23 protein-coding genes are annotated in these 25,498 nt (G+C 68.7%); 7 read left to right on the forward strand and 16 right to left on the reverse strand.

Going from position 1 to position 25,498, the window contains the following annotated elements:
• Positions 1-206 precede the first annotated feature (206 nt).
• A complete protein-coding gene (gene kdgD, locus KU887_RS24365) occupies positions 207-1,121 on the forward strand; it encodes a 5-dehydro-4-deoxyglucarate dehydratase (RefSeq protein WP_006494262.1) in 915 nt (304 codons plus the stop codon).
• 87 nt (positions 1,122-1,208) lie between these two features.
• Here the strand turns inward: kdgD and KU887_RS24370 are convergent, their stop codons facing one another.
• Positions 1,209-1,763 carry a hypothetical protein gene (locus KU887_RS24370; protein ID WP_034203261.1) on the reverse strand — a complete coding sequence of 185 codons (555 nt, stop codon included), beginning with the start codon at positions 1,761-1,763 and terminating at the stop codon, positions 1,209-1,211.
• 192 nt (positions 1,764-1,955) lie between these two features.
• Entirely contained in the window at positions 1,956-3,533 is a 1,578-nt protein-coding gene (locus KU887_RS24375) for an aldehyde dehydrogenase (NADP(+)) (protein ID WP_060264034.1), read from the reverse strand.
• Between the two features lie 245 nt (positions 3,534-3,778).
• Here KU887_RS24375 and KU887_RS24380 point away from each other — a divergent pair, with 245 nt between their 5' ends.
• The gene (locus tag KU887_RS24380; RefSeq protein WP_124550464.1) at positions 3,779-5,155 is read left to right on the forward strand and encodes an MFS transporter; all 1,377 of its coding nucleotides are present in this window, start codon (positions 3,779-3,781) and stop codon (positions 5,153-5,155) included.
• 66 nt (positions 5,156-5,221) lie between these two features.
• Here KU887_RS24380 and KU887_RS24385 read toward each other — a convergent pair whose 3' ends face one another.
• Together KU887_RS24385 and KU887_RS24390 are read right to left on the reverse strand one after the other, a co-directional pair.
• Positions 5,222-5,947, reverse strand: coding sequence for a site-2 protease family protein (locus KU887_RS24385; protein WP_006494258.1), 726 nt, complete (start codon positions 5,945-5,947; stop codon positions 5,222-5,224).
• Positions 5,944-6,897, reverse strand: a complete 954-nt coding sequence (locus tag KU887_RS24390) for a DUF2167 domain-containing protein (RefSeq protein WP_006491337.1) — start codon at positions 6,895-6,897, stop codon at positions 5,944-5,946. Before KU887_RS24390 ends, KU887_RS24385 begins: the two co-directional genes overlap by 4 nt.
• 196 nt (positions 6,898-7,093) lie before the next feature.
• Between KU887_RS24390 and KU887_RS24395 the strand changes: the two genes are divergently transcribed.
• A complete protein-coding gene (locus KU887_RS24395) occupies positions 7,094-7,942 on the forward strand; it encodes a helix-turn-helix domain-containing protein (RefSeq protein ID WP_006494257.1) in 849 nt (282 codons plus the stop codon).
• A 32-nt stretch (positions 7,943-7,974) separates the two neighbouring features.
• Here the strand turns inward: KU887_RS24395 and KU887_RS24400 are convergent, their stop codons facing one another.
• Entirely contained in the window at positions 7,975-8,601 is a 627-nt protein-coding gene (locus KU887_RS24400; protein WP_034203259.1) for a LysE family translocator, read from the reverse strand.
• A gap of 168 nt (positions 8,602-8,769) precedes the next feature.
• On the opposite strand from KU887_RS24400, the gene KU887_RS24405 reads away from it, so the two are divergent.
• Positions 8,770-9,234, forward strand: a complete 465-nt coding sequence (locus tag KU887_RS24405; RefSeq protein WP_006494255.1) for an Lrp/AsnC family transcriptional regulator — start codon at positions 8,770-8,772, stop codon at positions 9,232-9,234.
• Here the strand turns inward: KU887_RS24405 and KU887_RS24410 are convergent.
• The 11 genes from KU887_RS24410 to KU887_RS24460 form a co-directional block, all read right to left on the reverse strand.
• Complete coding sequence (locus tag KU887_RS24410) at positions 9,231-10,601, reverse strand: dihydroorotase (protein WP_006491330.1); 1,371 nt, start codon at positions 10,599-10,601, stop codon at positions 9,231-9,233. The genes KU887_RS24405 and KU887_RS24410 overlap by 4 nt on opposite strands.
• Before the next feature lie 3 nt (positions 10,602-10,604).
• Positions 10,605-11,165, reverse strand: coding sequence for a carbonate dehydratase (locus KU887_RS24415; RefSeq protein ID WP_006491343.1), 561 nt, complete (start codon positions 11,163-11,165; stop codon positions 10,605-10,607).
• Positions 11,165-11,743 (reverse strand): 6-carboxytetrahydropterin synthase, encoded by a 579-nt coding sequence (locus KU887_RS24420; RefSeq protein WP_006491331.1) that lies wholly within the window; start codon positions 11,741-11,743, stop codon positions 11,165-11,167. Before KU887_RS24420 ends, KU887_RS24415 begins: the two co-directional genes overlap by 1 nt.
• Positions 11,737-12,657, reverse strand: coding sequence for a GTP cyclohydrolase FolE2 (folE2, locus tag KU887_RS24425; protein ID WP_006491344.1), 921 nt, complete (start codon positions 12,655-12,657; stop codon positions 11,737-11,739). The genes KU887_RS24420 and folE2 overlap by 7 nt, the downstream gene beginning before the upstream one ends.
• 60 nt (positions 12,658-12,717) lie before the next feature.
• Positions 12,718-13,926: a zinc metallochaperone GTPase ZigA gene (gene zigA, locus KU887_RS24430; protein WP_171984089.1), complete on the reverse strand. Its 1,209-nt coding sequence runs from the start codon at positions 13,924-13,926 to the stop codon at positions 12,718-12,720.
• Positions 13,927-14,092: 166 nt separating this feature from the next.
• Positions 14,093-15,304, reverse strand: coding sequence for an acyl-CoA dehydrogenase family protein (locus KU887_RS24435; protein WP_062910291.1), 1,212 nt, complete (start codon positions 15,302-15,304; stop codon positions 14,093-14,095).
• Entirely contained in the window at positions 15,301-16,143 is an 843-nt protein-coding gene (locus KU887_RS24440) for a hypothetical protein (RefSeq protein ID WP_034203255.1), read from the reverse strand. The genes KU887_RS24435 and KU887_RS24440 overlap by 4 nt, the downstream gene beginning before the upstream one ends.
• A 51-nt stretch (positions 16,144-16,194) precedes the next feature.
• Entirely contained in the window at positions 16,195-16,851 is a 657-nt protein-coding gene (locus KU887_RS24445; RefSeq protein WP_006491339.1) for a methionine ABC transporter permease, read from the reverse strand.
• Complete coding sequence (locus tag KU887_RS24450; protein ID WP_060264046.1) at positions 16,844-18,025, reverse strand: methionine ABC transporter ATP-binding protein; 1,182 nt, start codon at positions 18,023-18,025, stop codon at positions 16,844-16,846. Before KU887_RS24450 ends, KU887_RS24445 begins: the two co-directional genes overlap by 8 nt.
• An 18-nt stretch (positions 18,026-18,043) precedes the next feature.
• Positions 18,044-19,456 carry an LLM class flavin-dependent oxidoreductase gene (locus KU887_RS24455; RefSeq protein WP_006493142.1) on the reverse strand — a complete coding sequence of 471 codons (1,413 nt, stop codon included), beginning with the start codon at positions 19,454-19,456 and terminating at the stop codon, positions 18,044-18,046.
• A 10-nt stretch (positions 19,457-19,466) separates the two neighbouring features.
• Entirely contained in the window at positions 19,467-20,297 is an 831-nt protein-coding gene (locus KU887_RS24460; protein WP_058902338.1) for a MetQ/NlpA family ABC transporter substrate-binding protein, read from the reverse strand.
• Between the two features lie 434 nt (positions 20,298-20,731).
• On the opposite strand from KU887_RS24460, the gene KU887_RS24465 reads away from it, so the two are divergent.
• From KU887_RS24465 to KU887_RS24475, 3 genes are all read left to right on the forward strand, one after another.
• Entirely contained in the window at positions 20,732-22,096 is a 1,365-nt protein-coding gene (locus KU887_RS24465; RefSeq protein ID WP_006481998.1) for a 2-hydroxycarboxylate transporter family protein, read from the forward strand.
• Positions 22,097-22,216: 120 nt separating this feature from the next.
• Positions 22,217-24,130, forward strand: a complete 1,914-nt coding sequence (locus KU887_RS24470) for an ATP-binding protein (protein ID WP_069352614.1) — start codon at positions 22,217-22,219, stop codon at positions 24,128-24,130.
• On the forward strand, positions 24,120-25,481 hold the full coding sequence (locus tag KU887_RS24475; RefSeq protein ID WP_006484474.1) for a sigma-54 dependent transcriptional regulator: 1,362 nt from the start codon (positions 24,120-24,122) through the stop codon (positions 25,479-25,481). Before KU887_RS24470 ends, KU887_RS24475 begins: the two co-directional genes overlap by 11 nt.
• Positions 25,482-25,498 lie beyond the last annotated feature (17 nt).

A 25,498-nucleotide genomic window follows, 5' to 3' on the forward strand; every position in this document is an offset into this window, starting at 1 on the left:
GATATCGTTAGTCATCATACGACATTCAACCTCACTCGACGATGCTGCGTAAACCCTTATCCGGAAAGACCCTACCCTTGACCCGCCAGCAAACCGCTTGCGTCGCTCTTTCTTGCGTTGTACGATGACATACAACGACATCGCCAATTCGGCTCGTATGCCGTTCCCGACGAACCAGCACTCGCGCTAGACGGACGACCCCAACCATGACTTCACCGCAAGAACTCAAACAGATCATCTCCCACGGCCTGCTGTCGTTTCCGCTGACGGATTTCGACGTCGACGGCAGCTTCCGTCCGAGCACCTATGCCGAGCGCCTGGAATGGCTGGCGCCGTACGGCGCGAGCGCGCTGTTCGCGGCCGGCGGCACCGGCGAATTCTTCTCGCTCACGCAGCGCGAGTATTCGGACGTGATCCGCGTCGCGACGGAAACCTGCAAGGGCAAGGTGCCGATCCTCGCCGGCGCGGGCGGCGCGACGCGCGTCGCAATCGAATATGCGCAGGAGGCCGAGCGCCTCGGCGCGAGCGGCGTGCTGCTGATGCCGCACTACCTGACCGAAGCGAGCCAGGAAGGGATCGCCGACCACGTCGAGCAGGTGTGCCGCGCGCTGAAGATCGGCGTCGTGGTGTACAACCGCGCGAATTCGAAGCTGAATGCGGACATGCTCGAGCGCCTCGCCGACCGTTGCCCGAACCTGATCGGCTTCAAGGACGGCGTCGGTGAAATCGAGAGCATGGTCACGATCCGCCGCCGCCTCGGCGATCGCTTTGCGTACCTCGGCGGCCTGCCGACGGCCGAAGTCTATGCCGCCGCGTACAAGGCGCTCGGCGTGCCGGTGTATTCGTCGGCCGTGTTCAACTTCATCCCGAAGACGGCGATGGCGTTCTACGAAGCGATCGCGAAGGACGACCACGCGACGGTCGGCCGCCTGATCGACGAGTTCTTCCTGCCGTACCTGAAGATCCGCAATCGCCGCGCGGGCTACGCGGTCAGCATCGTGAAGGCGGGCGCGAAGCTCGTCGGCCACGATGCGGGCCCGGTGCGCGCACCGCTCGTCGATCTCACCGAAGCCGAAGCGGCCGAACTCGACGTGCTGATCAGGAAGATGGGCCCGCAGTAAGCGGGTTCGCCGGCGGCGCGGGCGTCCCGCTCCGCCTCCGTCTCACGCAATGGCCGCGCGGCTCGACGAGCCGGCGCGGCCATTGCATTACATCTGCGCGATCGCGCCGATGATCCGCTGACGCACACCGGTGAGCGTGCGCTGCGTCTCGTCGATCCCCTTGCGCGCCGCGAGCGGCCGGCCGCGCGCCGGCGACTCGGCGCCCACGATCTGTTCCAGCACGTCGCGATCGACGACTGCATCGAAGAAGCGCCCGACGGTAAACATCGCGTACTGCTTCGCCGTCGCGAGATGCGTGTTGGCCTGCGTGAGCGCGTCGGCGCGCTGCGCGCCGTTCGGCCCGTCGATGCTGCGGCGGTGCTTCAGCGCGAACACCACCGCCTCCATGTCTTGCTTGAAGCGCTCGACGGCCCTGCCGAAGATCACCGAATGCGGATCGGGGCCCACGACGGGCCGCCCCTGGTTGATCGTCACGTCGAATTCGCTGCCGCCCAGCTCGCGCTGCAGCGCGAACAGCGCGTCGGCCAGCACGCGCCCTTCGCTGGTTTCGCCGATCTGGGTACGGACCGATTTCGCGACGTCGCCGATCGCTTTCCACAATCCGGCCGCGAACAGGTGGTCGCCACGCTTGCTGATATTCATTGGATGGTTCCTTGTTGGTCTTGTGCGTCTCTCAGGCTCGCCCGCGGACCTGACGGTCCGAGGCTTCGCTACTGTAGGAGAAACGGTGCCAACAGGAAAGCCGCGCTGAAAAAAAACGGAGACGGCCACCGGCCGCCTCCGTTTTTACCCATCCGGCGAGCGGCCCGGCGTTCGCCGCCGGGCCGCCGCCCGTCACTCCGCCTTGCCGTCCCGCAGCCGCGGAATCGCGAGCGGGTTGCCTTCCTGCAACCCTTCGGGCAGCAGGTCGTCCGGGAAGTCCTGATAGCACACCGGCCGCAGGAAACGCTCGATCGCCGTCGCACCGACCGACGTGACGGCCGGGTTCGACGTCGCGGGGAACGGCCCGCCGTGCACCATCGCGTCACACACCTCGACGCCGGTCGGGTAGCCGTTGACCAGCAGGCGCCCGGCCTTGCGCTCGAGGATCGGCAGCAGCCGGCGCGCGAGCGGCTTGTCGTCGGCATCCATCTGCAGCGTGGCCGTCAACTGGCCTTCGAGCGCGTCGAGCACGCGTGCGACTTCGTCGAGATCGCGACAGCGCACGATCAGCGACGCCGGCCCGAACACTTCGTGGCTGAACGCCGGCTCGGCCAGGAACGCCTGCGCGCCCACTTCGTACAGCGCGCCGCCCGCCTGGCAGTCGGTCTGCGCCGCCTCGCCCGCGCCGATTTCGCGCACGCCCGACAGTTCGGCCAGCTTGCCGCGACCGTGACGGTACGCATCGGCGATGCCGCGCGTGAGCATCACGCCGGCCGGCTTCTTCGCGAGCGCCTGCGCGGCGACCGTCTCGAAGCGGTCGAGATCGGGGCCGTCGATCGCGAGCACGAGGCCCGGATTGGTACAGAACTGGCCGACGCCGAGCGTCAGCGAATCGACGAAGCCCGCGGCGATCGCGTCGCCGCGCGCGGCCAGCGCAGCCGGGAACAGCACGACCGGGTTGATGCTGCTCATTTCCGCATAGACGGGAATCGGCTGCGGACGCGCGTTCGCGAGCTGCACGAGCGCCATCCCGCCCTGCCGCGAGCCGGTGAAGCCGACGGCCTGGATCGCCGGATGACTGACCAGCGCCGCCCCGATCACGCGGCCGGGGCCGACCAGCAGCGAGAACACGCCGGCCGGCATGCCGGTTTTCGCGACGGCGGCGCGGATCGCGCGGCCGACCAGCTCGGACGTGCCGAGATGCGCTTCATGCGCCTTCACGATCACCGGGCAGCCGGCCGCGAGCGCCGACGCGGTATCGCCGCCCGCCACCGAGAACGCGAGCGGGAAATTGCTCGCGCCGAACACGACGACGGGCCCGAGCGCGACTTTCTGCAGCCGCAGGTCCGAACGCGGCAGCGGCGTGCGCGCCGGCTGCGCGGGATCGATCGACGCGGCGAGGAAACGTCCGTCGCGCACGACACGCGCGAACAGCCGGAGCTGGCCGACGGTACGGCCGCGCTCGCCCTGCAGCCGCGCGACGGGCAGGCCCGTTTCGGCGTGCGCGCGCTCGATCAGCACGTCGCCGAGCGCGACGATTTCATCGGCGATCGCTTCGAGAAACGCCGCACGAGCCGCGAGCGGCTGCGTGCGGTACGCATCGAACGCGTCGCGTGCGAGTTCGCACGCGCGGTCGACGTCGGCCTGCGTCGCGACGCCGAACGCCGGGACGTCGATCGGCGCGCCCTTCGTCGGGTCGAACGCGCGCAAGGTTCCGGCCGAGCCGGCCACCGCTTCGGCGCCGATCAGCATCTCTCCTGTCAGTTGCATGGGTGTGCTCCGTGGTTCGGGAATGGATTGCCTATTGTAGCTCAACAGATACGATGTCTGCCGACATCCGCGCAGTATCCTGTCCGCAGGCAAAGGCGCCGACGATACACGCGGAAGCCTTTCCCGGCCAGCTTCTCACGACTTTCCCACACTGTAACCGCTCCTTAAAGGGAAAACCCGAGGTTTCTGGATGCGAGCATTCTCAATAAACTTTCGCTCATGTCATACGACGACGTACATTAAAAGTGAGCAATCAACCCTCCCCGCACGATCTTCCGCTCGACCTCGCGCGCACCGCGCGCCGGACCGCCGTGCGCTACTGGATCCTGGCGATGCTGTTCGTCGTCACGACGCTCAACTATGCGGACCGCGCGACGCTGTCGATTACCGGCACGCCGATCCGCAAGGCGTTCGGCATCGATCCGGTGACGATGGGCTACATCTTCTCGGCGTTCAGCTGGGCGTACGTGCTCGCGCAACTGCCGAGCGGCTGGCTGCTCGACCGCTTCGGCGCGCGGCGCGTGTATGCGGCGAGCATCTTCCTGTGGTCGGCGTTCACGCTGCTGCAGAGCACGATCGGCCTCGGCGGCAGCGCCGCGTTCGCGGTCGCCGCGCTGTTCGCGATGCGCTTCGCGGTCGGCATCGCGGAGGCGCCGGCGTTTCCGGCGAACGCGAAGGTCGTCGCGAGCTGGTTCCCGACGGCCGAGCGCGGCACCGCATCGGCGATCTTCAACGCCGCGCAGTACTTCGCGGCCGTGGTGTTCTCGCCGCTGATGGCCTGGCTCACGCATGCGTACGGCTGGCACCAGGTGTACCTGTGGCTCGGCCTGGCCGGCATCGCGCTCGCATTCCTGTGGCTGCGCGTCGTGAAGGACCCGGCCGACCATCCGGCCGTGAACCGGGCGGAGCTCGACCATATCGAGCAGGGCGGCGGCCTCGTGCGGTCCACCACGCGCGGTAGCGGCGGCGCGTCCGAAGGCAGCCGCGTGGCGGGCTGGTACTACGTGCGCCAGCTGCTGTCGAACCGGATGCTGATCGGCGTGTACGTCGGCCAGTACTGCGTGAACGTGCTCACGTACTTCTTCCTCACGTGGTTTCCGATCTACCTCGTGCAGGCGCGCGGGATGTCGCTGCTGAAGGCCGGCTTCATGACGTCGCTGCCGGCGATCTGCGGGTTCCTCGGCGGCGTGCTCGGCGGGATGCTGTCGGACGCGCTGATCCGCCGCGGCGTTTCGCTGACGCTCGCGCGCAAGATCCCGATCGTCGGCGGGATGCTGCTGTCGATGGTCATCATCGGCTGCAACTACGTCGACAGCGAAGCGCTGGTCATCATGCTGATGGCCGTGTCGTTCTTCGGCAAGGGGATCGGCTCGCTCGGCTGGGCCGTCGTCGCGGATACCGCGCCGAAGGAAGCGATCGGCCTGTCGGGCAGCCTGTTCAACATGTTCGGCAACACGGCGGGCATCGTCGCGCCGATCGCGATCGGCTACCTCGTCGGCGCGAGCGGCTCGTTCAACGGCGCGCTCGTGTTCGTCGGACTGAACGCGCTCGTCACCGTGTTCAGCTATCTCGTGATCGTGAAGGAGATCAAGCGCGTCGAACTGCGTCATCGCGACGCGTGAGGTTCGACCTTTGAAAAACGGCGGCCGCTTCATGCGCGGCCGCCGTTTTTTTACATCGGAGCGACGTCAGGTCGACGCGTGCACGGCGCGCAGCATGTCGTGCACGCCGGACGTCATCAACGCGAGGAACGCGAGCAGACCGACGTAGCAAAGCGCGTAGGTCGTCTTCGTCTCGATCGACGTCGCGTAGTACATGCGGTTCTCCGGCGCGTCGGGATCGTAGCGCCACGCGCGCTTCAGTTGCGGCAGCGCGAGGATCGCCATCACGATCAGCAGCGGGCTCGGCCGATACACGAACAGCGCGATCAGCACCGGCACGCCGGCGAACCAGATGCGCGGCGACAGCACCGCGGTGATCCGCCCGCCGTCGAACGGCGACAGCGGAATCATGTTGAACAGATTGAGGAAGAAACCCGTGTACGACAGCGCGAGCAGCAGGTTGCTGTCGGTGTGGCGCGCGGCCGCGTAGCAGGCCAGCGCGCCGAGGGTGCCGACGAACGGCCCGGCGAGGCCGACGTAGGCCTCCGTTTCCGCGTCGTGCGGCATGTCCTTCAACTGGATCCACGCGCCGACGAACGGGATGAAGGTCGGCAGCCCGACGTCGAGCCCGCGCCGCTGCGCGGCGACGTAGTGGCCGGCTTCGTGCACCAGCAGCAACGCGACGAAACCGGCCGCGAAGCGCCAGCCGTAGAACAGCGCGTAGACCGCGATCGACGCGAGCATCGTGCCCGCCGATACGAGCACCTTGCCGAGCTTCAGGCCGCCGAAGATCAGCAGCAACAGCTTCGTCATTCGTTGCGCTCCGTGGCGGCGGCGTCGGATGCATCCGCGATGGCCGGGGCCGCGGCCGCCTTCGGCTTGCGCCCGAAGAAACGCTTGAGCGCCGCGCCGCCGGCCAGCAGCGCGACCGCGCCGATCTTGAAGAACTTCACCGCGAATGCGCCGATCAGCGCGAGCAGGCCGAGCTTCTTCGCGCCGACGCCGACGATCAGCGCCGCGAGCCCGTACTCGGCGACGTGGTCGGTCGACTGGTTGAAGTCGGCATAGCGCTTGCCGTCGTTGAAACGGATGTTCGACAGCAGTTCGTCGGCCGACGCCTTGTACTTCGGCAGGTCGGCGAGCGTCGACGCCATCGTCAGCGACAGGTAGCCGTCGCGGCCGAGCACGAGCGTCCGGTAGTTCACGCCGTCGTTCGCGGCATTCGGCGCCGCGCCCTTGTCGCGGATGATCGCCGACCACACGAGCCGGTGCGTGGCCGCGTCGTACGCGGGCGCCTTCGCCCAGCCGACCACCTCGGTTTCGGGCAGGCCGCGCGCCTTGCGCGCCGGGTTGTTTTCCTCGGTGCCGGCCTGCAGGCTTTTCAGCAGTTCGTCGGGCTTCCAGTCCTTCGCGTCGTCGTCGCGGATGTAGCCGCTCGGCTCGAACGACACGACCGAGATCCAGTCGGCGTCCGGATCGTCGGGCAGCACGAGGCCGACCAGTTTCGCTTCGTCGATCGCGTTGCCCATCGAGCGCAGGTAGCGGCCGGCTTCGGCGGCCGGCACGAACGATTCGCCGGCCTTCAGCTTCAGCACGGCTTCGTGTTTCACGTCGATGTCGGTCGGGCCTTTCACGACCGCTTCGTTGGCGGCCGCGGCGGCGGCCCTCATTTCCACCTGCGCGGCTTCGGTCTGCGCGTGGCCGCTGGTCGCGGCGAGTGCGAGCGTCGCCACGCAGGCGAGCCGGACGGCAAGTTTTTTCATTGTTGGATTCCCCTGGAATGCCTTGTTGTCGATATGCGCGGCGTCCGGCCCATGCGTTGTGGTCGCGGGTCCGGCGCCGCCTCTCAGGTGGCACGGGGGCTATGGTAACGCAGCGACTGCGCGCGACCGCGGCGGCACGCGGCGCTTACCTCGCAGGTAATGCCGAAGCGGCGCGAGATTGCCTATCATTCGCTCCATGAACTCGACCGCCACGCTCCATTCGCCCTCCCCGTCCGCCGGCCGCGCGTCCGGCATCGGCCCGCTGCTGCGCACGTGGCGGCAACGCCGGCGCCTGAGCCAGATGGCGCTCGCGCTCGATGCGGAAGTCTCCGCGCGCCACCTGAGCTTCGTCGAATCGGGCCGCGCGCAGCCGAGCCGCGAGATGGTGCTGCATCTCGCCGAGCGCCTCGACGTGCCGCTGCGCGAACGCAACGCGCTGCTCGTCGCGGCCGGCTTCGCGCCGCTGTTTCGCGAACGGCCGTTTTCGGACCCGCAACTGGATGCCGCGCGTCATGCGGTCGAAGCCGTGCTGCGCGGGCACGAGCCTTATCCGGCGCTCGCGGTGGACCGCCACTGGACGCTGCTCGCCGCGAACCGGATGCTCGGCGCGCTGGTCGCGCAGGCCGATCCGGCGCTGCTGCAACCACCCGTCAACGTGCTGCGACTGAGCCTGCATCCGGACGGCCTCGCGTCGCAGATCGCCAACTGGCACGAATGGCGCGCGCACATCCTGCACCGGCTGCAGCGGCAGATCGATGCGAGCGGCGACCGCACGCTGCATGCGCTGCGCGACGAGCTCGCCGCGTATCCGGCGCCGGCCGGGCAGCCCGACGATTCGCACACGCGCACCGATTTCGCGGAAATCGCCGTGCCGCTGCGGCTGCGCACGGCGAGCGGCGAGCTGACGTTCTTCAGTACGACGACGGTATTCGGCACGCCGGTCGACGTGACGCTGTCGGAACTCGCGATCGAGGCGTTCTTTCCGGCGAATCCGGAAACGGCGGAGGCGATGCGGGCGCTGGCGGACGCGTTGCCGGCGGAGTAGCCGGCAGGCGCGCCGGCGCCGCGGCCGTGCGCTCAGCGGCGTTCGAGCGCCAGCTTCACGCCCAGCGCGAGCAAGACTACCCCGCTGACGCGATGCATGCGCGTCAGGATGCGCGGGTTGCGGCGGATCGATGCCGACAGCAGGCCGGCGAACAACGCGACCGGCCCCTTGACGAGAAACGTCAGCCCGGCAAACGTCGCACCCAGCACGAACAGCGACAGCATCGGATGGGGGACGCCGGCCGGCACGAATTGCGGCAGGAACGCCAGATAGAAAAGCGCGACCTTCGGATTGGATACATTGGACAGCGCGCCTTGCGCGAACGTCCGCAGCCGCGATGCCGGCGCATTGCCGTGGCCCGCGAGCGTCAATTCGCCCGTCGAGCGCAACAGCGTGATGCCGAGGTACAGCAGGTACAGCGCGCCCACCATCTTAAGCGCCGTGAACAGCCATTCGGAGGCCTGAAGAAGGGCGCCCAGCCCGAGCGTCGCGAGCATCGTATGCACGAGCAGCCCGACGCTGACACCCGCGGCGGTCACGAGGCCCGCGCGCGTGCCGCCGGACAGCGTGCGCGACATCACGAGGACCATGTCCTGGCCGGGCGTCAGAATGATCAGAAGGGATGTGGCCATGAACGGCAACCAGGCGACGTGCGGCATCGGGAAACTCCTGAAAGCGGCGCCGCGGCGCGCGGGGATCGCGCGCTCCGGAGGCCGGGCAGTCGTCAGATTATCGGCAATTTCCCGTGGAGATTGGTTGCAAAACCGGCTACTTCCGGCTGTTGATTTGGAGTTATTCTCCAATCTTGAGGTTTTGGGTAGCCAAACATGCCAATCAAACTGGATGCAATCGACCGACGCATTCTGCGTGCGTTGCAGCAGAATTCGAACCAGACGAACGCCGACATCGCGCAACAGGCGGGACTGTCGCCCACGCCGTGCCTGCGCCGCGTTCACCTGCTCGAGGAACAGGGCGTGATCGACGCCTACGTTGCGTTGCTGAACCCGGCAGCCGTCGAGCTGCGCTTCACGGCATTCGTGCGCGTCACGCTGGAGCGCCAGGACAAGACGACGGTCGAACGCTTCGCACGCGAGATGGAGCAGGCGCCCGAAGTGCTCGAGTGCCACCTGATGGCCGGCAGCTACGACTATCTGCTGCGCGTGATCGCGAAGGATCTCGACGACTATCAGCGCTTTCAGATGGAAACGCTCACGCAGATCGAAGGCGTGCGCAACGTCGAAACCGAAATCCCGCTGAAGCGCATCAAGCAGACGGTGCGGTTGCCGATCTAGGTGTCGAGAAACGTCACGGCCTCCCCCGCCGGCTGCCCGTTCAGCGCCTCGTCCCGCACGACGACCTGCCCGCGCACGACCGTATGCACGGGCCACCCCGTGACCGCACAGCCGTCGTACGGCGTCCACCCGCTCACGCTCGCGATCCATGCGTCGCGAATGATCCGCCGCGCGCGCAGGTCGACGATGCTGAAATCCGCGTCGTAGCCGGCCGCGATGCGCCCCTTCCCCTCGATGCCGAAAACGCGCGCCGGCCCGGCACTCGTCAGGTCGACCAGCCGTTCGAGGCTCAGGCGGCCGGCCTGCACGTGATCGAGCATCAACGGCAGCAGCGTCTGCACGCCGGTCATCCCGCTCGGCGACTGCGGATACGGGCGGCGCTTTTCGTCGCGCGTATGCGGCGCGTGATCGCTGCCGATCACGTCGACCACGCCGTCGCGAACCGCCTGCCACAGCGCATCCCGATGATGCCGTTCGCGCACGGGCGGATTCATCTGCGCGAACGTGCCGAGCCGCTCGTAGCAATCCGGTGCATGCAGGCTCAGGTGATGCGGCGTGACTTCGACCGTCACGCGCCGCCGGTGCCGCGCGAGCAACGCCATTTCATCCGCCGTGGACACGTGCAGCACATGCAGCCGGCGGCCCGCTTGCGCGGCCAGCCCGACGATGCGCCGCGTCGCGGCCAGCGCGCTTTCCGCGTCGCGCCAGCGCGGATGGTCGCGCACGTCGCCGCTCGCTTCCGCGATCGCCTTGCGCTCGCGCAGCCGCGCCTCGTCCTCCGCATGCACGGCCATGCGCCGCCGGCCGTTGCGCAGGATCCGGCGCAACACGGTTTCGTCGTCGGCCAGCAGATCGCCGAACGAACTGCCCATGAAGACCTTCACCCCCGCGCAGCCGGGCAACCGTTCGAGCACCGGCAGCCGTTCGGCATTCACGGCCGAGCCGCCGATGTAGAACGCGTAGTTGCACCACGCACGGCCGCGCGCGAGATCGAGCTTGGCGCCCAGATCCTGCTCGTCCAGCGTCAGCGGATGCGTATTGGGCATCTCGAAGATCGTCGTGACGCCGCCGAGCACCGCGCCGCGCATGCCGGCCTCGAGGGTCTCCTTGTGCGTGAGCCCCGGTTCGCGGAAATGCACCTGGCTGTCGACCACGCCCGGCAACACGTGCAAGCCGCGCGCATCGAGCAGCACGTCGGCGCTCCACGCGCCGTGCAGCGCGCCCAGCGCGACGACGCGGCCATCCGCGCACGCGACGTCGATCCGCTCGGCGCCGCCGGGCGTCATCACCGTGCCGCCGTGCACCAGCAGATCGGCGTGCCGCAGCTTCGATCGGTCGCCCGCTTCCTGTCGCAGCCGCGCGTCCATGCGTCAGAACTCGTTCTGGATGTGCTTGTAACCGAGCACCAGCGCATTGTTCGTGCGCGCGACGTCCTCGGAGAAATCGCTCGCGTCGGCCGTCACCTGCGGCAACGCGGCGAGGTCGGTTTCCGGCCCGATGCGTTCGGTCGAGCGCACGTAGAAGCCCGGCGGCAGGTGGCAGCCGTCGACGACCGCGTTGTAGCGCACCACGCAGCCGTCGTCGATCGTGCAGTTGAACAGCACGCTGTTGAAGCCGACGAACACGCCGTCGCCGACCTTGCACGGCCCGTGGACGATCGCGCGATGCGCGATCGACGTGTGCCGGCCGATCGTCACGCTCGCACCCGATTTCGAGTGGATCACGACGCCGTCCTGGATGTTCGAATGCGCGCCGATCACGATCGGCGCGATCTGGCCGTCGGCATCCGTTTCGTCGGCACGGATCACCGCGTACGGGCCGATGAACACGTTCTCCTCGACGATCACGTGCCCGCACAGGATGGCGGTCGGGTCGACGAACGCGTTCGGATGAATCGTCGGCAGATCGCCGCGCGGGTTCTTTCGGATCATCAGGATTCCTGCCTTGAAAGGACATGACTGCGCTTGAGCCGCTCGAACAGGCCCGGATCGCGCCACTGCGCGACGATGGCCGGCGCGAACACGATCGCGTCGAGATCGATGCGGCCCATGCGCGGGTTGAATGCGTCGTCGCGGAAGCACTGCGCGTAGCCGGTCTCGGTCTCGTGAACGATCACCGAATGCAGTCGCACGTCGGCTTCGCCGTTCGACATCGGCGTGCCCGACAGCGCGGCATCGACGAGCCGGAACAGCACGCGCGAGAACTGCTCGGCGCTCGGCGACACCGGCAGCAGCACCCAGCGCTCCGAATGCCGGCGCATGCTTTCGACATAGCGCGGATCGTCGTCCGACCACAGCGTCACCGCATGGTCGAACGCGTCGATCAGGTCGCGCACGTCGCCCTTGAGCAGCCCGAAGTCGTAGATCATCTGCCCGTGGTCCAGCGCATGCGCTTCGAGCAGCAACTCGACACGGTACGAATGACCATGGATCGAATGCGAGCAGCGCCGCGTGCTGCAGCCGCGCACGACGTGCGCATTCTCGAAGCGGAACAGCTTGCGGATCAGCATGCGTCGGCCCCCTCGCGCAGCGGAGCGGCCCATGCCACCGCATCGTGCGGATGCAGGCTTTCGAGATGGCGCACGCGCACGCGCGGGCCCGCATGATGGCCTTCCAGCGCGGCCTGCACGCGGCGCGCGGCATCCTCGACGAACATCAGGTTGCCGCCGTTCAGCACCGCGAACGCCTGCTCGTCCGCACGCTTGACGGCCGTCTGCACCGGCGTGCCGAGCGCCTGCTCGACGCGATCGATCAGGCCGATCAGCCCCAGCGTCGCGCCATCGGCGGGCAGCGCCACGCTGACGACGGCTTCGCTGCGCTGGCTGTGCGGCGTGGCGGCCGTCGCATGCTGTTTCAGCCATGCGGCGACCGCTGCCGGGTCCACGCGATCCTCGCGGCCGAACGCCGTCAGGAACGCCTGTTCGATCCAGTGCCGCGACAGCGCGGCCGAACACGGGCACGTCGACGAATAGACGACCGTCACCTGCGCGCGCAACGCGAATGCGTCGCCGGCCAGCGTCGCGTCGACCCGCACCGGATAGGCCTTCCAGCCGCTCAGCCCGTCGGTCACGAGCGCCGTGCGGCGGGCCAGCAGGTCGAAGTGCAGCCGCACGCGTGCGCTGCGCGTATCGCAGTCGCGGTGGCTGTCGACCATCGCGCGCAGCACGCGCTGCAGGCCGGCCGGCGACAGCGCTTCGCCGTCGGCCAGCCAGTCGAGCAGCCAGTACAGCCGCGACATGTGAATGCCTTTCACCTGCGGCGCAGGCAGATCGACCTGCACGTCGGCACGCGCATGCACGTCGCGCCGGCAGCCGGGCTCCGCCACGACGACGGGCAGGTCGATGCCCTGCATGCCGACCCATTCCAGCGGGCGGTGCCCCGGCGCGGCATCGGTCAGGGAAATATCGGGAAGCGCTGCGTTCATGCTTGACATCCGGTGGAGCGCCTTCTCCATCCGGATCGATGCAGGAAGCGCGCGTTCAGGTCAGGGCCAGTCGCGAAACGGGTTGTTCCACGTGGTCCAGTGTTCGGGGCCGGTCGCCATCTCGGCGTCGGTCAGCAGACACGCGTCGAAGCGCGCGCGCAACGCCGGCTCGTCCATGTCCATGCCGATCAGCACGAGTTCCTGCCGGGCGTCGCCGACATGCTCGTCCCAGCGCGCGCGGATCTGCGCGACGGCTTCCGGGTCCTGCGGCCAACGCTCGGGCGGCACGGCCGCCCACCAGTGGCCGGCCGGCCCGTGCCGCGCGACCGCGCCCGCCTGCGACCACGAACCGGCGACGGCCGGATGCGTGGCCAGCCAGAAGAACCCCTTCGAGCGGACGACGCCCGGCCATTCGCTCTCGACGAGATCGAAGAAGCGCTGCGGATGGAACGGCCGCCGCGCGCGATAGACGAAACTGCGGATCCCGTACTCGTCGGTCTCCGGCGTGTGCGTGCCGCGCAGTTCCTGCAGCCAGCCCGGCGCGCGCGACGCCGCGTCGAAGTCGAACAGGCCGGTGTCGAGCACACGTTCGAGCGGCACCTTGCCGAATTCGGCGATCTCGATCCGCGCACGCGGGTTCAGCCCGCGCAGCAGCGCGACCAGCCGCTCGCGTGCGCTGCCGTCGATCAGGTCGATCTTGTTGATCACGAGCACGTCGCAGAACTCGATCTGGTCGATCAGCAGATCGACGACCGTGCGCGCGTCCTCGTCGCCCATCGATTCGCCGCGCGCTTGCAGGCTGTCGCGCGACGCGTAATCGCGCAGGAAATTGAACGCGTCGACCACCGTCACCATCGTGTCGAGCCGCGCGACTTCGCCGAGGCTGCGGCCGTCCTCGCCTTCGAACGTGAACGTCTCGGCCACCGGCAGCGGCTCCGAGATGCCGGTCGATTCGATCACGAGCTGATCGAAGCGCCCTTCGCGCGCGAGCCGGTCGACCTCGATCAGCAGATCCTCGCGCAGCGTGCAGCAAATGCAGCCGTTGCTCATCTCGACCAGCTTCTCGTCGGTGCGCGACAGCCCCGCGCCGCCGTCGCGCACGAGCGCGGCGTCGATGTTGACCTCCGACATGTCGTTGACGATGACCGCGACGCGCCGGCCCTCGCGATTGTTGAGGATGTGGTTGAGCAGCGTCGTCTTGCCGGCGCCGAGAAAGCCGGACAGGACGGTCACGGGAAGCCGCGTGGACGGGTGAAGGGCGGGGCTCATCGGGCGATTCCGGAACAGGACGTTGAGGATGAAATGATATATTGTATCGCTACGATATAACATATCATTCCAGGCGTCCAGCAGCCCGGCTCATCGATGCGGCGACAGCGAGGGCGGCACGAAGGCCGCGGTACGCGGGGCCGTGCCGGCAGCGCCCCGCTGCGTATTACGTATAGAGCGACGCCGGCGGCAATGCGTCGGTCAGCGCGAACCGGCCCACGTCGCGCAGCCGGTAGTCGAGCGGATCATGGAGCGTATGCGTGCGGGCGTTCCGCCAGAAGCGGTCGAGGCCGAGCGACGCGGCCGTCGCGCGCGCGCCGCATGCATCGAACAGCGCCTCGCCGTTGTCGAGCGCCGCGCGCTGCGCGACGATCTTCGCTTCCGACACCGCGAGTGCGACTTCGGCGCGTTCGTCGGCCGTCAGCGCATCCTGCCGCGCCCACGCGTGCTGCAACGCGTGGGCCGCGCGATCGGCCAGCGCCGCCGCGGCGACCGCACGCACGCGCATGTCGCCGAGGCGCTGCAGCGTGTACGGATCGTCCTCGGCCCGCTCGACGTCCGAGTGAATCCACGGGCGGCCATGCTGCCGCACGTAGTCGCGCGCCTCGCCCAGCGCACCCTCCGCGAGACCGACGAACAGGTTCGTCAGCACGAGCTGCGACACGAGCGTGCGCAGCGTCGCGCGCGGCGTCGGCGGCGCTTCCGACCGATGCAGCACCTCGTCGGCCGCGAGCGTCACGCCGTCGAAGCGCACGCTGCCGCTGTCGGTCTGGCGCTGGCCGACCGGATCCCAGTCGTCGTTCACGGTGATCCCGGCCCGATCGGTCGGCACCACGCCGAACACGGTGCGGCCGATGGCCGGATCGTGCGCGGATACCGTCATCCGCTGCGAGCCGCGCGTGCCGGAACAGAAGCCCTTCACGCCGTCGAGCCGGTAGCCGCCGTCGGGCGTGGCCGTGGCCACGAGCCGCGTGTCGAGCGGATTGACCGCGTTACCCCACCACCAGCGTCCGTCGACCGTGCCGCGCAGGTAGCGCTCGCGCTGCGCGGCGTTGCCCCACACGTCGACGCTCACCACCTGCAGGCACTGGAACCCGACGAGATGCGCGAGCGCGCTGTCGACCCGCGCGACCTGCCGGATCACGTCGTAGATCGCGGGCCACGCCGCCTCCTGGCCGCCGAACGCACGCGGAACCGCGAGCGTCAGCAAACCCGCGTCGGCGAGCCACTGCTTTTCCAGGGCGGCGTGACCGCCCGCGCGGTCGCGCTCGGCGGCGCTCACGCGCAACGCGTCGATCGCGCGCGCCAGCGCAGCGCGGTCGACGGCCGGTGCATCGGTATCCGGCGCCAGCGTCGCCGGGCCGCGGGGATCGTTCATGCGACAGCTTCCTGTTCAACGGTTTCGCCCGACAGCGGGACGAGCGCGCCGAGCTGGCGGCCGGTCAGCCGCGACAGGATCTCGCGCCGCCAGTCGTCGTAGATCGCACGATATTCGGCGATATCCGCGCCGAACACCAGTGCGGTATGCGCGTACTCGTCGTGCAAATAGCCGTCGAGCCGCGCCTGGGTTTCCTCGTCGGCCGCGATCACGCGATCGATCAGTGCGTCGCGCTCGGCGACGGGCAGCGCCTGCAGCGTGTCGAACCACCACTGGACGATCTGCACGCGGTGCCACTCCTCGTCCGGCCGGATCCGGTTCTCGCCGTGCTCGCGCATCGCACTGTCGCCGATGCGGCCGGTCTTGCGCTGGATCCACAGCTTCGCGAGGATGTGCAGCTCGTAATGCCATTCGAACGCGAGAAAGCCCGCGACGTCGCGCACCGCGATGTCGCCGATGCGTGCCCAGTGCGCGGCGACCAGCCGGTCGACTTCCGGCAGCGGATCGCGCCCGGTGAGCGCGGTCACGCGTTCGCGGCCGATCACCGCGTGCGCGCCGTCGTCGCCCAACTGGCGCGACAGGATCAACTGGAAATGCGGATCGTCGCGGAACAGCGTGTCGATCGCCTTCGCGACGACCTGCACGATGAACAGGTCGTGCGATGCCATCTTCGTGTAGTAGTCGGCGACGGCGGCCAGCTCGTCGCCGTCGCGCGGCTCGCGCGGCGAGGTCGCCAGCTTGTCGGGGAAGTCCGGACGATGGCGTCGCGCCACCTCAAGAAACAGCGCTTCCTCGAATTGTCCGTTCCATTCGCGCGGCGCGCCGATGGGCAAGGTCATGATTTTTCTCTCAGGATCAGGAATGAAGCGAGCGGACGCTCGTGGCGTCGCTCAGGTGCGCCTGGTCACGCGTCGGACCAGGCGGTCGCCCGTGATTTGCACGGCCGAGACGAGCGCGATCAGGATCACGATCACGGTCGCCATGACGGTGGTGTCGAAACGTTGATAGCCGTAGCGGATCGCGAGATCGCCGAGCCCGCCCGCGCCGACGGCGCCCGCCATCGCGGTCGAGCCGATCAGCGCGACGACGGTGATCGTGAAGCCGCCGAGCATGCCGGGCAACGCTTCGGGCAGCAGCACGTGCCACACGATGTGGCGGCGCTTCGCGCCCATCGCGAGCGCGGCCTCGATCAGCCCGCGATCGACTTCGCGCAGGCTCACTTCGGCGATTCGCGCGAAGAACGGGATCGCGGCGATCGACAGCGGCACGACGGCCGCCCACACGCCGATCGTCGTGCCGATCAGCACGCGCGTGAACGGCAGCAGCGCGACCAGCAGGATGATGAACGGCGTCGAGCGGAACACGTTGACGAGCGCGCCGAGCACCGCGTTCACGCCGCGCCGCGCATAGATGCCGCCGGGCGCGGTGGTCACGAGGATCACCGCGAGCGGAATGCCGATCAGCGCCGCGATCGCGGCCGATGCGGCGACCATCGACAGCGTGTCGCGGATCGCGTCGAGCAGTTCGGGCCACCAGAGGTCAAACATAGCCGAGCACCTCCGCGTGATTCGCATGGCGGCGCGCACGTTCGAGCAGCGCGGCGACCGCACCGCCGCGCGCCGCCGGGCCGGCGTCGTCCGCCCGCGGCGTCGCGGCGATCACGAGCCGCCCCTGCGCGTGCCCCTGGATGCGTTCGATGCCGCCGTGCAGGAACCGCACGGAGCCGCCGAGCGCCGCCGCGAGCGCACCGACATCCGGCTCGCCGCCGCTCTCGCCCGTATAGCGGACGTCGAGCACGATCTGTGCGCCGTCGGGCAGCGCGGCCTGTTCGGGCAGCGGCCGCACGCGCGCGGCCAGCTCGGCCGGCAAGTCGTGCTGCAGCGTGCTCAGCAGCGCGCGCGTTGCGCCGTGGCGCGGATCGCCGAACACGCGCCACACCGGGCCGGTTTCGACGACTTCGCCCTGTTCGATCACCGCGACGGTGTCGCACACCGCGCGGATCACCTCCATCTCGTGCGTGATCAGCACGATCGTCAGCCCGAGACGACGGTTGATGTCGGCCAGCAGCGCGAGGATCGATTGCGTGGTCTCCGGATCGAGCGCCGACGTCGCTTCGTCGCACAGCAGCACTTCGGGATCGTGCACGAGCGCCCGCGCGATGCCGACCCGCTGCTTCTGCCCGCCCGACAGGCTCGCCGGATACGCGTCGCGCTTCGCGGCGAGCCCGACGAGGTCGAGCAGCGCCTCGACCTTGCGCACGCGCTCGGCCTTCGGCACGCCGGCGATCTTCAGCGGCAGCGCGACGTTCTCGAACACCGTCTTCGCGGACAGCAGGTTGAAATGCTGGAACACCATGCCGGTGCGACGACGCAACGCGACGAGGCCATCCTCGTCGAGCGCGCCGACGTCGACGCCCTGCACGCGCACGCGGCCCGAACTCGGCCGCTCGAGGCCGTTCAGGAGGCGCAGCAACGTCGACTTGCCCGCGCCGCTGCGGCCGATGATCCCGAACACCTCGCCGCGCCGCACGTCGAGCGTCACGTCGCGCAGCGCGGCGGCGTGGCCGCGCGGCGTCGCGAATACCTTGCCGACCTGTTCCAGCGACACGGCCGCGCCGCCGGCCGGCGTCACGGCTTCCTCATGTGCCGCTGCATCGGCACCGGCACCGGCGCGCACGGCCGATGCCTCGATGAAACCCAGCGTATCGAACAATTGCGTCATCGCTTCGCTCCGTCACGTTCAGGCATGCGCGGGGTGCGCGGGTTCGGCTGCGGCCGCCGGCCGGTGCTGCGCACCGGTATGCCACGCGGGCAGGCGCGGCCCCGCGCCGAACAGCTTCTCGCGCAGCGTCGGCGCGGGATCGTAGTCTTCCTTGTAGACGCCGCGGTTCTGCAGCTCGGGCACGACCCAGTCGACGAAATCCTCGAACGACTCGGGCATCACGGTGCGCGTCAGGTTGAAGCCGTCGATGCCGGTCTCGTCGATCCACGACTGCAGCTCGTCCGCGACCTGCGACGGCGAGCCGACGATCGGCGCATAGCGGCCGCCGAGCGACATCTGTTCGAGCATGCGGCGCACGGTCCACGTGCCGGTCGTGCTCTTCTTCGAGATCGCGTCGACGGCCGACTGGATCGAATCGGTCTTCACGTACGAGATCGGCTCGTCGAGGCCGTACTTCGAGAAGTCGATGCCCGTCGAGCTCGCGAAATGGGCGAGGCCGGCTTCCGGGCTCGCGTAGCGCCGGTATTCGTCGAATTTCTCGCGGGCGAGCAATTCGGTCTCGGCCGTCACGACGCTCACGCCGGCAAAGATCCTGATCGACGCCGGGTCGCGCCCCTGCCGCGCGGCGGCCGCGCGGATGTCGAGCGCCGCCGCGCGTGCGGCCGCCTTGCTCTGCCCGTTCACGAACACGCATTCCGCGTGGCGCCCCGCGAACTCGACGCCGCGCGCGGACGAGCCGGCCTGGTACAGCACCGGCGTGCGCTGCAGCGACGGTTCGCTCAGGTGAATCGCATCGACCGAATAGAACGGCCCGTCGTGCTTCACGCGCCGCACCTTGCCCGGCTGCGCGAACACGCGCGCCTGCGCGTCGCGGATCACCGCATCGTCGTCCCAGCTCTGTTCCCACAGCTTGTAGACGACGTCCATGTAGTCGTCGGCGCGCTCGTAGCGGTCGTCGTGGCCGATCTGCTGCGCGAGGCCCATCCCGCGCGCGGCGCTGTCGAGGTAGCCGGTGACGATGTTCCAGCCCACGCGCCCTTTCGTCAGATGATCGAGCGTCGACATGCGGCGCGCGAACAGGTACGGCGGCTCGTAGGTCAGGTTCGCGGTCACGCCGAAGCCGAGATGCCGCGTGACCTGCGCCATCGCCGGCACGAGCAAGAGCGGATCGTTGACGGGCACCTGCACCGATTCGCGCAGCGCGGCGTCGGGCCCGCCGCCGAACACGTCGTACACGCCGACGATGTCCGCGAGAAAGATCCCGTCGAACTTGCCGCGCTCCAGCGTCCTCGCGAGATCGGCCCAGTAGTCGAGATCGGTGTAATGCGCGGAGCGGTCGCGCGGATGCGTCCACAGCCCGTGGTTGATGTGCCCGACGCAGTTCATGTTGAACGCGTTGAGCAGGATCTTCTTGCGGTTCGCCGTCGTCATGCCGCCTCCGTCACCACGCGATCGCGTACAGCGAGCCGAACGCGTTGTCGAGCGCACGGCGCACCGCCGGCGAGTGCTGGTAGATCGCGATGAACTTGCGGATGCGCGGATCGTTCGCGCTCTCGGGCCGCACGACCCACTGGATCGCGAAGTTCTTGTTCTCGGTGCCGTCGAACAGCAGCGCGCTGTTCGGGTCGGTCGTGCCGGCGAGCTTGATGAAGCTCGGGTAACCCTGCGCGAGATCGACGTCGTCGAGCGAACGCGCGAGCTGCGACGCTTCGAGCGGGATGATCTTCAGGTGCTTCGGGTTGGCGACGATGTCGTGCGTGGTCGCGCGGTAGTCGGCGCCCGGCTTCAGCGTGATGAGCCCCGCGCGCTGCAGCAGCAACAGCCCGCGCCCGCCGTTGACCGGATCGTTCGCGATCGCGACGCGCGCGCCGTCCTTCAGCTCGGCGAAGCTTTTCACCTTCTTCGAATAGAGACCGATCTTCATGATCGTGCCGGGCGCGATCGAGATGAAGTTGTAGCCGCCCTGCTTCTTCGCGTTCTCGAGAAACGGGATGTGCTGGAAGTAGTTGACGTCGATGTCCTTGTTCGCGAGCGCCGCGTTCGGCGTATTCCAGTCGGTGAATTCGACGATCTTCACGTCGAGCCCCTGCTCCTTCGCCTCCTTCGCGGCGATCTTCAGCGCCTCGATCTGCGGGCTGGTCGAGATTCCGACCTTCAGCGGTGCGGTGTCGGCGCGCGCGCCGTTCAGCAGCACGACGCCGAGCAGCGCGGCCGTCAGCAGGCGGGCCAGGCGGCCGGCGGAAAAGCGGGCGGAAAAAACGGGATGCAGCATGGAAACCACTCTCCTGTCCAAAGACGGTATCGACGGATGAGCGACGCCACGGCGAACGCGCGGGCGTTCTCCGGACAGTCGTCATCGCATCGGAAAAGGATCAGCCGATGATAGAGAGCGGCGGGAAGGCGGTCTACGAAGCGATTGTGCGAAGAAAATCGCGCGCGGCGATATGGCCGGCGGTACGGCGGGCGGCGGGCCTGGCCGCGCGCCCCGGCCGCCGCCAGGCCGAAATCTCGGCCTGAGCGCCGCGCCGATTCCGAAATCTCGGCCAGCTTGCCCGGAAAACCCTTTCCGCAGACGAAACAAATCCCTTATGAATCAATGCATTAAAAATATTCCGGTGGGCCGTCATGCTGGCACGGGGGTTGCTTAATAGACGGCACACGATGCCGCGAAGCGATGCAGGCATTCCAAACATCAGGAGACACGTCTTGCAGACCTCTATCCAAACCCCGTCCCATCCGGAGCCGCTTGCCGCGGCCGGTCCCGCCACGCGCGAACGCTTCTGGCCGGAAGGCTGGTGGAAGCTGATGGAAATCCGCATCGGCATCATCCCGCTGCCGGTCTACGTGATCCTGTTCGGGCTGATCGTCGGCTTCGCGGTCACGGGCAAGGTGCCCGGCGAAATCTCGATGGCGATCGCCGTCCTCGCGTTCTTCGGCTTCACCTGCGCCGAACTCGGCAAGCGCCTGCCGCTCTTGCGCAACATCGGCGCGGCCGCGATCTTCGCGACCTTCGTGCCGTCGGCGCTCACGTACTACCACGTGCTGCCGAAGCCGGTGCTGAACCTCACCGTCGAGTTCACGAAGTCGACCAACTTCCTGTACCTGTTCATCGCGTCGATCATCGTCGGCAGCATCCTGAGCATGGACCGCCGCGTGCTGATCCAGGGCTTCGTGAAGATCTTCATTCCGCTCGCGGCCGGGTCGGTCGCGGCGGCGATCGTCGGCACGGCGGTCGGCACCGCGCTCGGCCTCGGCGCGCGCCACACGCTGCTGTACATCGTCGTGCCGATCATGGCGGGCGGCGTCGGCGAAGGCGCGATTCCGCTGTCGATCGGCTATTCGGAACTGATGCACCTGCCGCAGGGCGAGATGTTCGCGATGGTGCTGCCGCCGGTGATGCTCGGCAGCCTGACCGCGATCATCCTGTCGGGCGCGCTCGACATGCTCGGCAAGCGCCTGCCGCACCTGACCGGCAACGGCCGCCTGCAGGTCGGCGAAAGCGGCGACATGACGCCGGAAAGCGAAGAGATCCGCGGCCACGTCGACGTCACGCACATCGCGGGCGCCGGCATCACCGCGATCACGCTGTACCTCGTCGGCCTGATGGCGCACAAGCTGTTCGGCCTGCCCGCGCCGGTCGCGATGCTGTTCCTCGCGGTGCTGGTGAAGCTCGCGCGTGCGGTGTCGCCGCCGCTGCAGGAAGGCGCGTTCGTCGTCTACAAATTCTTCTCGACCGCCGTCACGTATCCGCTGCTGTTCGCGATCGGCGTCGCGATGACGCCGTGGGACAAGCTGACCGCCGCGTTCACGCTCGTCAACGTGGTCACGATCGTGTCGACCGTCGCGACGTTGATGGGCACCGGTTTCGTGGTCGGCCGCCTGCTGAAGATGTACCCTATCGACACCGCAATCGTGAACGCCTGCCACAGCGGGCAAGGCGGCACCGGCGACGTCGCGATCCTGACCGCCGCGAACCGGATGCAGCTGATGCCGTTCGCGCAGATCGCCACCCGCATCGGCGGCGCGATCGTCGTCACGGTGACGCTGATCCTGGTCGCGCACTTCGGATAACGCGCGGCCGCGCGCCCCGTCGCGCCGGCTGCCTCGCACGCGCCGCCGCCGGCCTTGGCCGGTGCGCGGCGCGCGTCGTTCAACGCGGCCAGGGCCGGTTCACGCCGATAGCGGGCTTCGATGAGGGCGAACGTGCAGAAGAGCTTCAAGGGAATCCCGTGGTGGGGCTGGGCATCGGCCGCGGTGCTGTATGTCGGCGTGGCCGGCGCGGCCGTCGACTTCGCGTGGGAACGCGCGATCGACGCGCTCGAGGAAGCCGGCGCGCACCGGCTCGACCTGTATGCGTCGAGCCTGAAAAGCGAGCTCGGCCGCTTCGAGATCCTGCCCGGGCTGGTCGCGCGGCAGGACGGCGTGCGCGCGATGCTGAAAGCCGCGCCGAACGATGCGCCCGAGCGCGTGCATGCGGTGAACACCTACCTCGAAGCCGTGAACCGCGACGCGGGCAGCGGCGCGGTCGACGTGATCGACCTGCAAGGCGACGTGATCGCCGCGAGCAACTGGAACGAGACGATCAGCTTCGTCGGCACCAACGTGTCGTACCGGCCGTACTTCAAGGACGCGCTCGCGCGCGGCAGCGGCCGCTTCTTCGGCATCGGCACCAACACCGGCGTGCCGGGCGTCTACTTCGCGAGCGCGGTGCGCAGCGACGGCGTGCCGATCGGCGTGGCCGCCGTGAAGATCAGCGTCGATCCGCTCGAATCGGCATGGCGCGCGCCGGGCGTCGCCGCGATGGTCGTCGACAGCAACGGCGTGGTCGTGATCTCGACCGAGCCCGCGTGGAAATTCACCGCGCTGCGCCCGATCACCGCGCAGCAGCAGCGCGACATCCAGGCGTCGCGCCAGTACGCGGGCCGCACCGTCGACGCGCTGCCCTATCGCCGCATCGGCGATCGCAGCTCGGCCGCGTGGTTCGGCACCTTCCCCGATCCGCGCCACGCCGGCCGCACCACGCGCTATCTCGTGATGTCGCGCCCCGCGCCGCAGGCCGGCGATTCGCTGATGGTGCTGCTCGACATCGCGGGCGCGCGACGCCAGCAGCAGACGGCGTTCGTGTTCGTCACCGGCGCGTTCCTGATCGTCGCGCTGCTGGTCGGCTATGCGATCCAGCGCCGCCGGGCGATCCTCGCGCGGCTGAACGCGCAGGATGCGCTGCGCCGCGCGAACGACCGGCTCGAACTGACCGTCGCGCAACGCACCGCCGCGCTGACGGCCGCGAACGAGCGGATGCAGCGCGAGATCGACGAGCGCGAACGCACCGAGCAGCGGCTGCGCGCGTCGCAGCAGGAAGTCGTGCACGCGGGCAAGCTCGCGGTGCTCGGGCAGATGGCCGCCGGCCTCACGCACGAGCTGAACCAGCCGCTCGTCGCGATCCGCACGCTGTGCGACAACGCGCGCACGTTCTTCGAGCGCGGCCAGCCGGCGCCGGCGCTCGCGAATCTCGAGCGGGTCGGCAAGCTGGTCGACGGCATGGCCGTGCTCACCGGCGAGCTGAAGACCTTCGCGCGCAAGCCCGACGTCGAGCGCGTCGCGGTATCGCTGAACGAGGCCGTCGCGCATGCGCGGCTCATCTACGATGCGCGCATTCGCGACGAAGGCGTACGGCTCGACGTGAACATCGCGCCCGGCACGACGGTCTCGGCCGAATCGAGCCAGTTGCAGCAGGTGATCGTGAACCTGCTCGGCAACGCGCTCGACGCGGTGCACGACGCGCCGGTGCGCCGCATCGTCATCGAGGCGGTCGAAGCGGACGACGCGGACGACGCGGACGAGGCGGACGACGCCGGTCGCGTGCGCCTGACGGTGACCGACAGCGGCGCGGGCATCGCGCCCGACGTGCTGCCGCACCTGTTCGAGCCGTTCGTCACGACCAAGCCGCGCGGCCAGGGCCTCGGGCTCGGCCTCGCGATCACGTCGCGCATCGTCGAGGCGTTCGGCGCGAGGATCACCGCGACGAACCGCGACGAAGGCGGCGCGCAGTTCACCATCGAATTCGCGGCGGCGACGCCGCAACAGAGGACAGAGCATGGAAGATGAGATTCGGGTGCTGGTCGTCGAGGACGATGAAAACGTCCGGATCGGCGTCGAGCAGGCCGTCGCGCTCGCCGGGTTCCCGGTCGACGCGTTCGCGTCCGCCGCCGACGCGCTCGCGCACGTCGCGCCCGGCGCGCCGGTGGTGATCGTGTCGGACGTGCGGATGCCCGGCATCGACGGGCTGCAGCTGCTCGACCGCGTGATGGCCATCGACGCGCAGATCCCGGTCGTGCTGATCAGCGGCCACGCGGACATCTCGACGGCCGTCGGCGCGATGCAGGTCGGCGCGTACGACTTCATCGAGAAGCCGTTTTCGTCGGACGTGATCGCCGGCCGCGTCGCGCGCGCGGTCGAGAAGCGCCGCCTGACGCTCGAGGTGCAGGGGCTGCGCGCGGCGCTGAACAACTGGCAGGGCATCGAGGCGTTCGTGCTCGGCAAGTCGCCCGCGATGGCCGACGTGCGCAAGAAGATCCTGCGCCTCGCCGATACGTCGGTGTCGGTGCTGATCACCGGCGAGACGGGCACCGGCAAGGAGTTGATCGCGCGCAGCCTGCACGACTTCGGCGGCCGCCGCGACGCGCATTTCGTCGCGCTGAACTGCGGCGGCCTGCCCGAGCAGGTGTTCGAGAGCGAGCTGTTCGGCCACGAGGCCGGCGCGTTCACCGGCGCGATCAAGAAGCGCATCGGCAAGATCGAGTGGGCGGACGGCGGCACGCTGTTCCTCGACGAGATCGAGACGATGCCGATCGCGCTGCAGATCAAGATGCTGCGCGTGCTGCAGGAACGCGTGGTCGAGCGGCTCGGCGCGAACGACCTGATTCCGGTCGACTGCCGCGTGGTGGCCGCGTCGAAGGCGGATCTCGCCGAACTCGCGGCCGACGGACGTTTTCGCGCGGATCTGCTGTATCGCCTCAACGTCGCGCAGATCGAGCTGCCGCCGCTGCGCGAACGGCGCGAGGACGTGCCGCTGCTGTTCGAGCATTTCGTGCTCGCGGCCGCGCGGCGCTTCGGGCAGCCGGCGCCGGTCGTCACCGCCGCGCAGGTATCCGAACTGATGACGCACGCGTGGCCCGGCAACGTGCGCGAGCTGCAGAACGTGGCCGACCGCTTCGTGCTCGGGCTGACCGGCGACAGCCTGCTGTCGTCCGGCGGCACGCCGACGGCCGGCAGCACGCTCGCGGAGCAGCTCGCGTATTTCGAGCGGATGCTGATCGAGGACATGCTGCGGCGTCACCACGGCAACGTCGCGGACGCGAGCGAGGCGCTCGGCATGCCGAAGAAAACGCTCTATCACAAGCTGCGCAACCTCCGGATTCCCGCGCGCGGCGACGCCGCGGCCGACGGCGGCGAATGACGCGCACGAGGACACGC

This window comes from Burkholderia sp. EMB26, from assembly GCF_024730645.1.
GTDB lineage: Bacteria > Pseudomonadota > Gammaproteobacteria > Burkholderiales > Burkholderiaceae > Burkholderia > Burkholderia cenocepacia.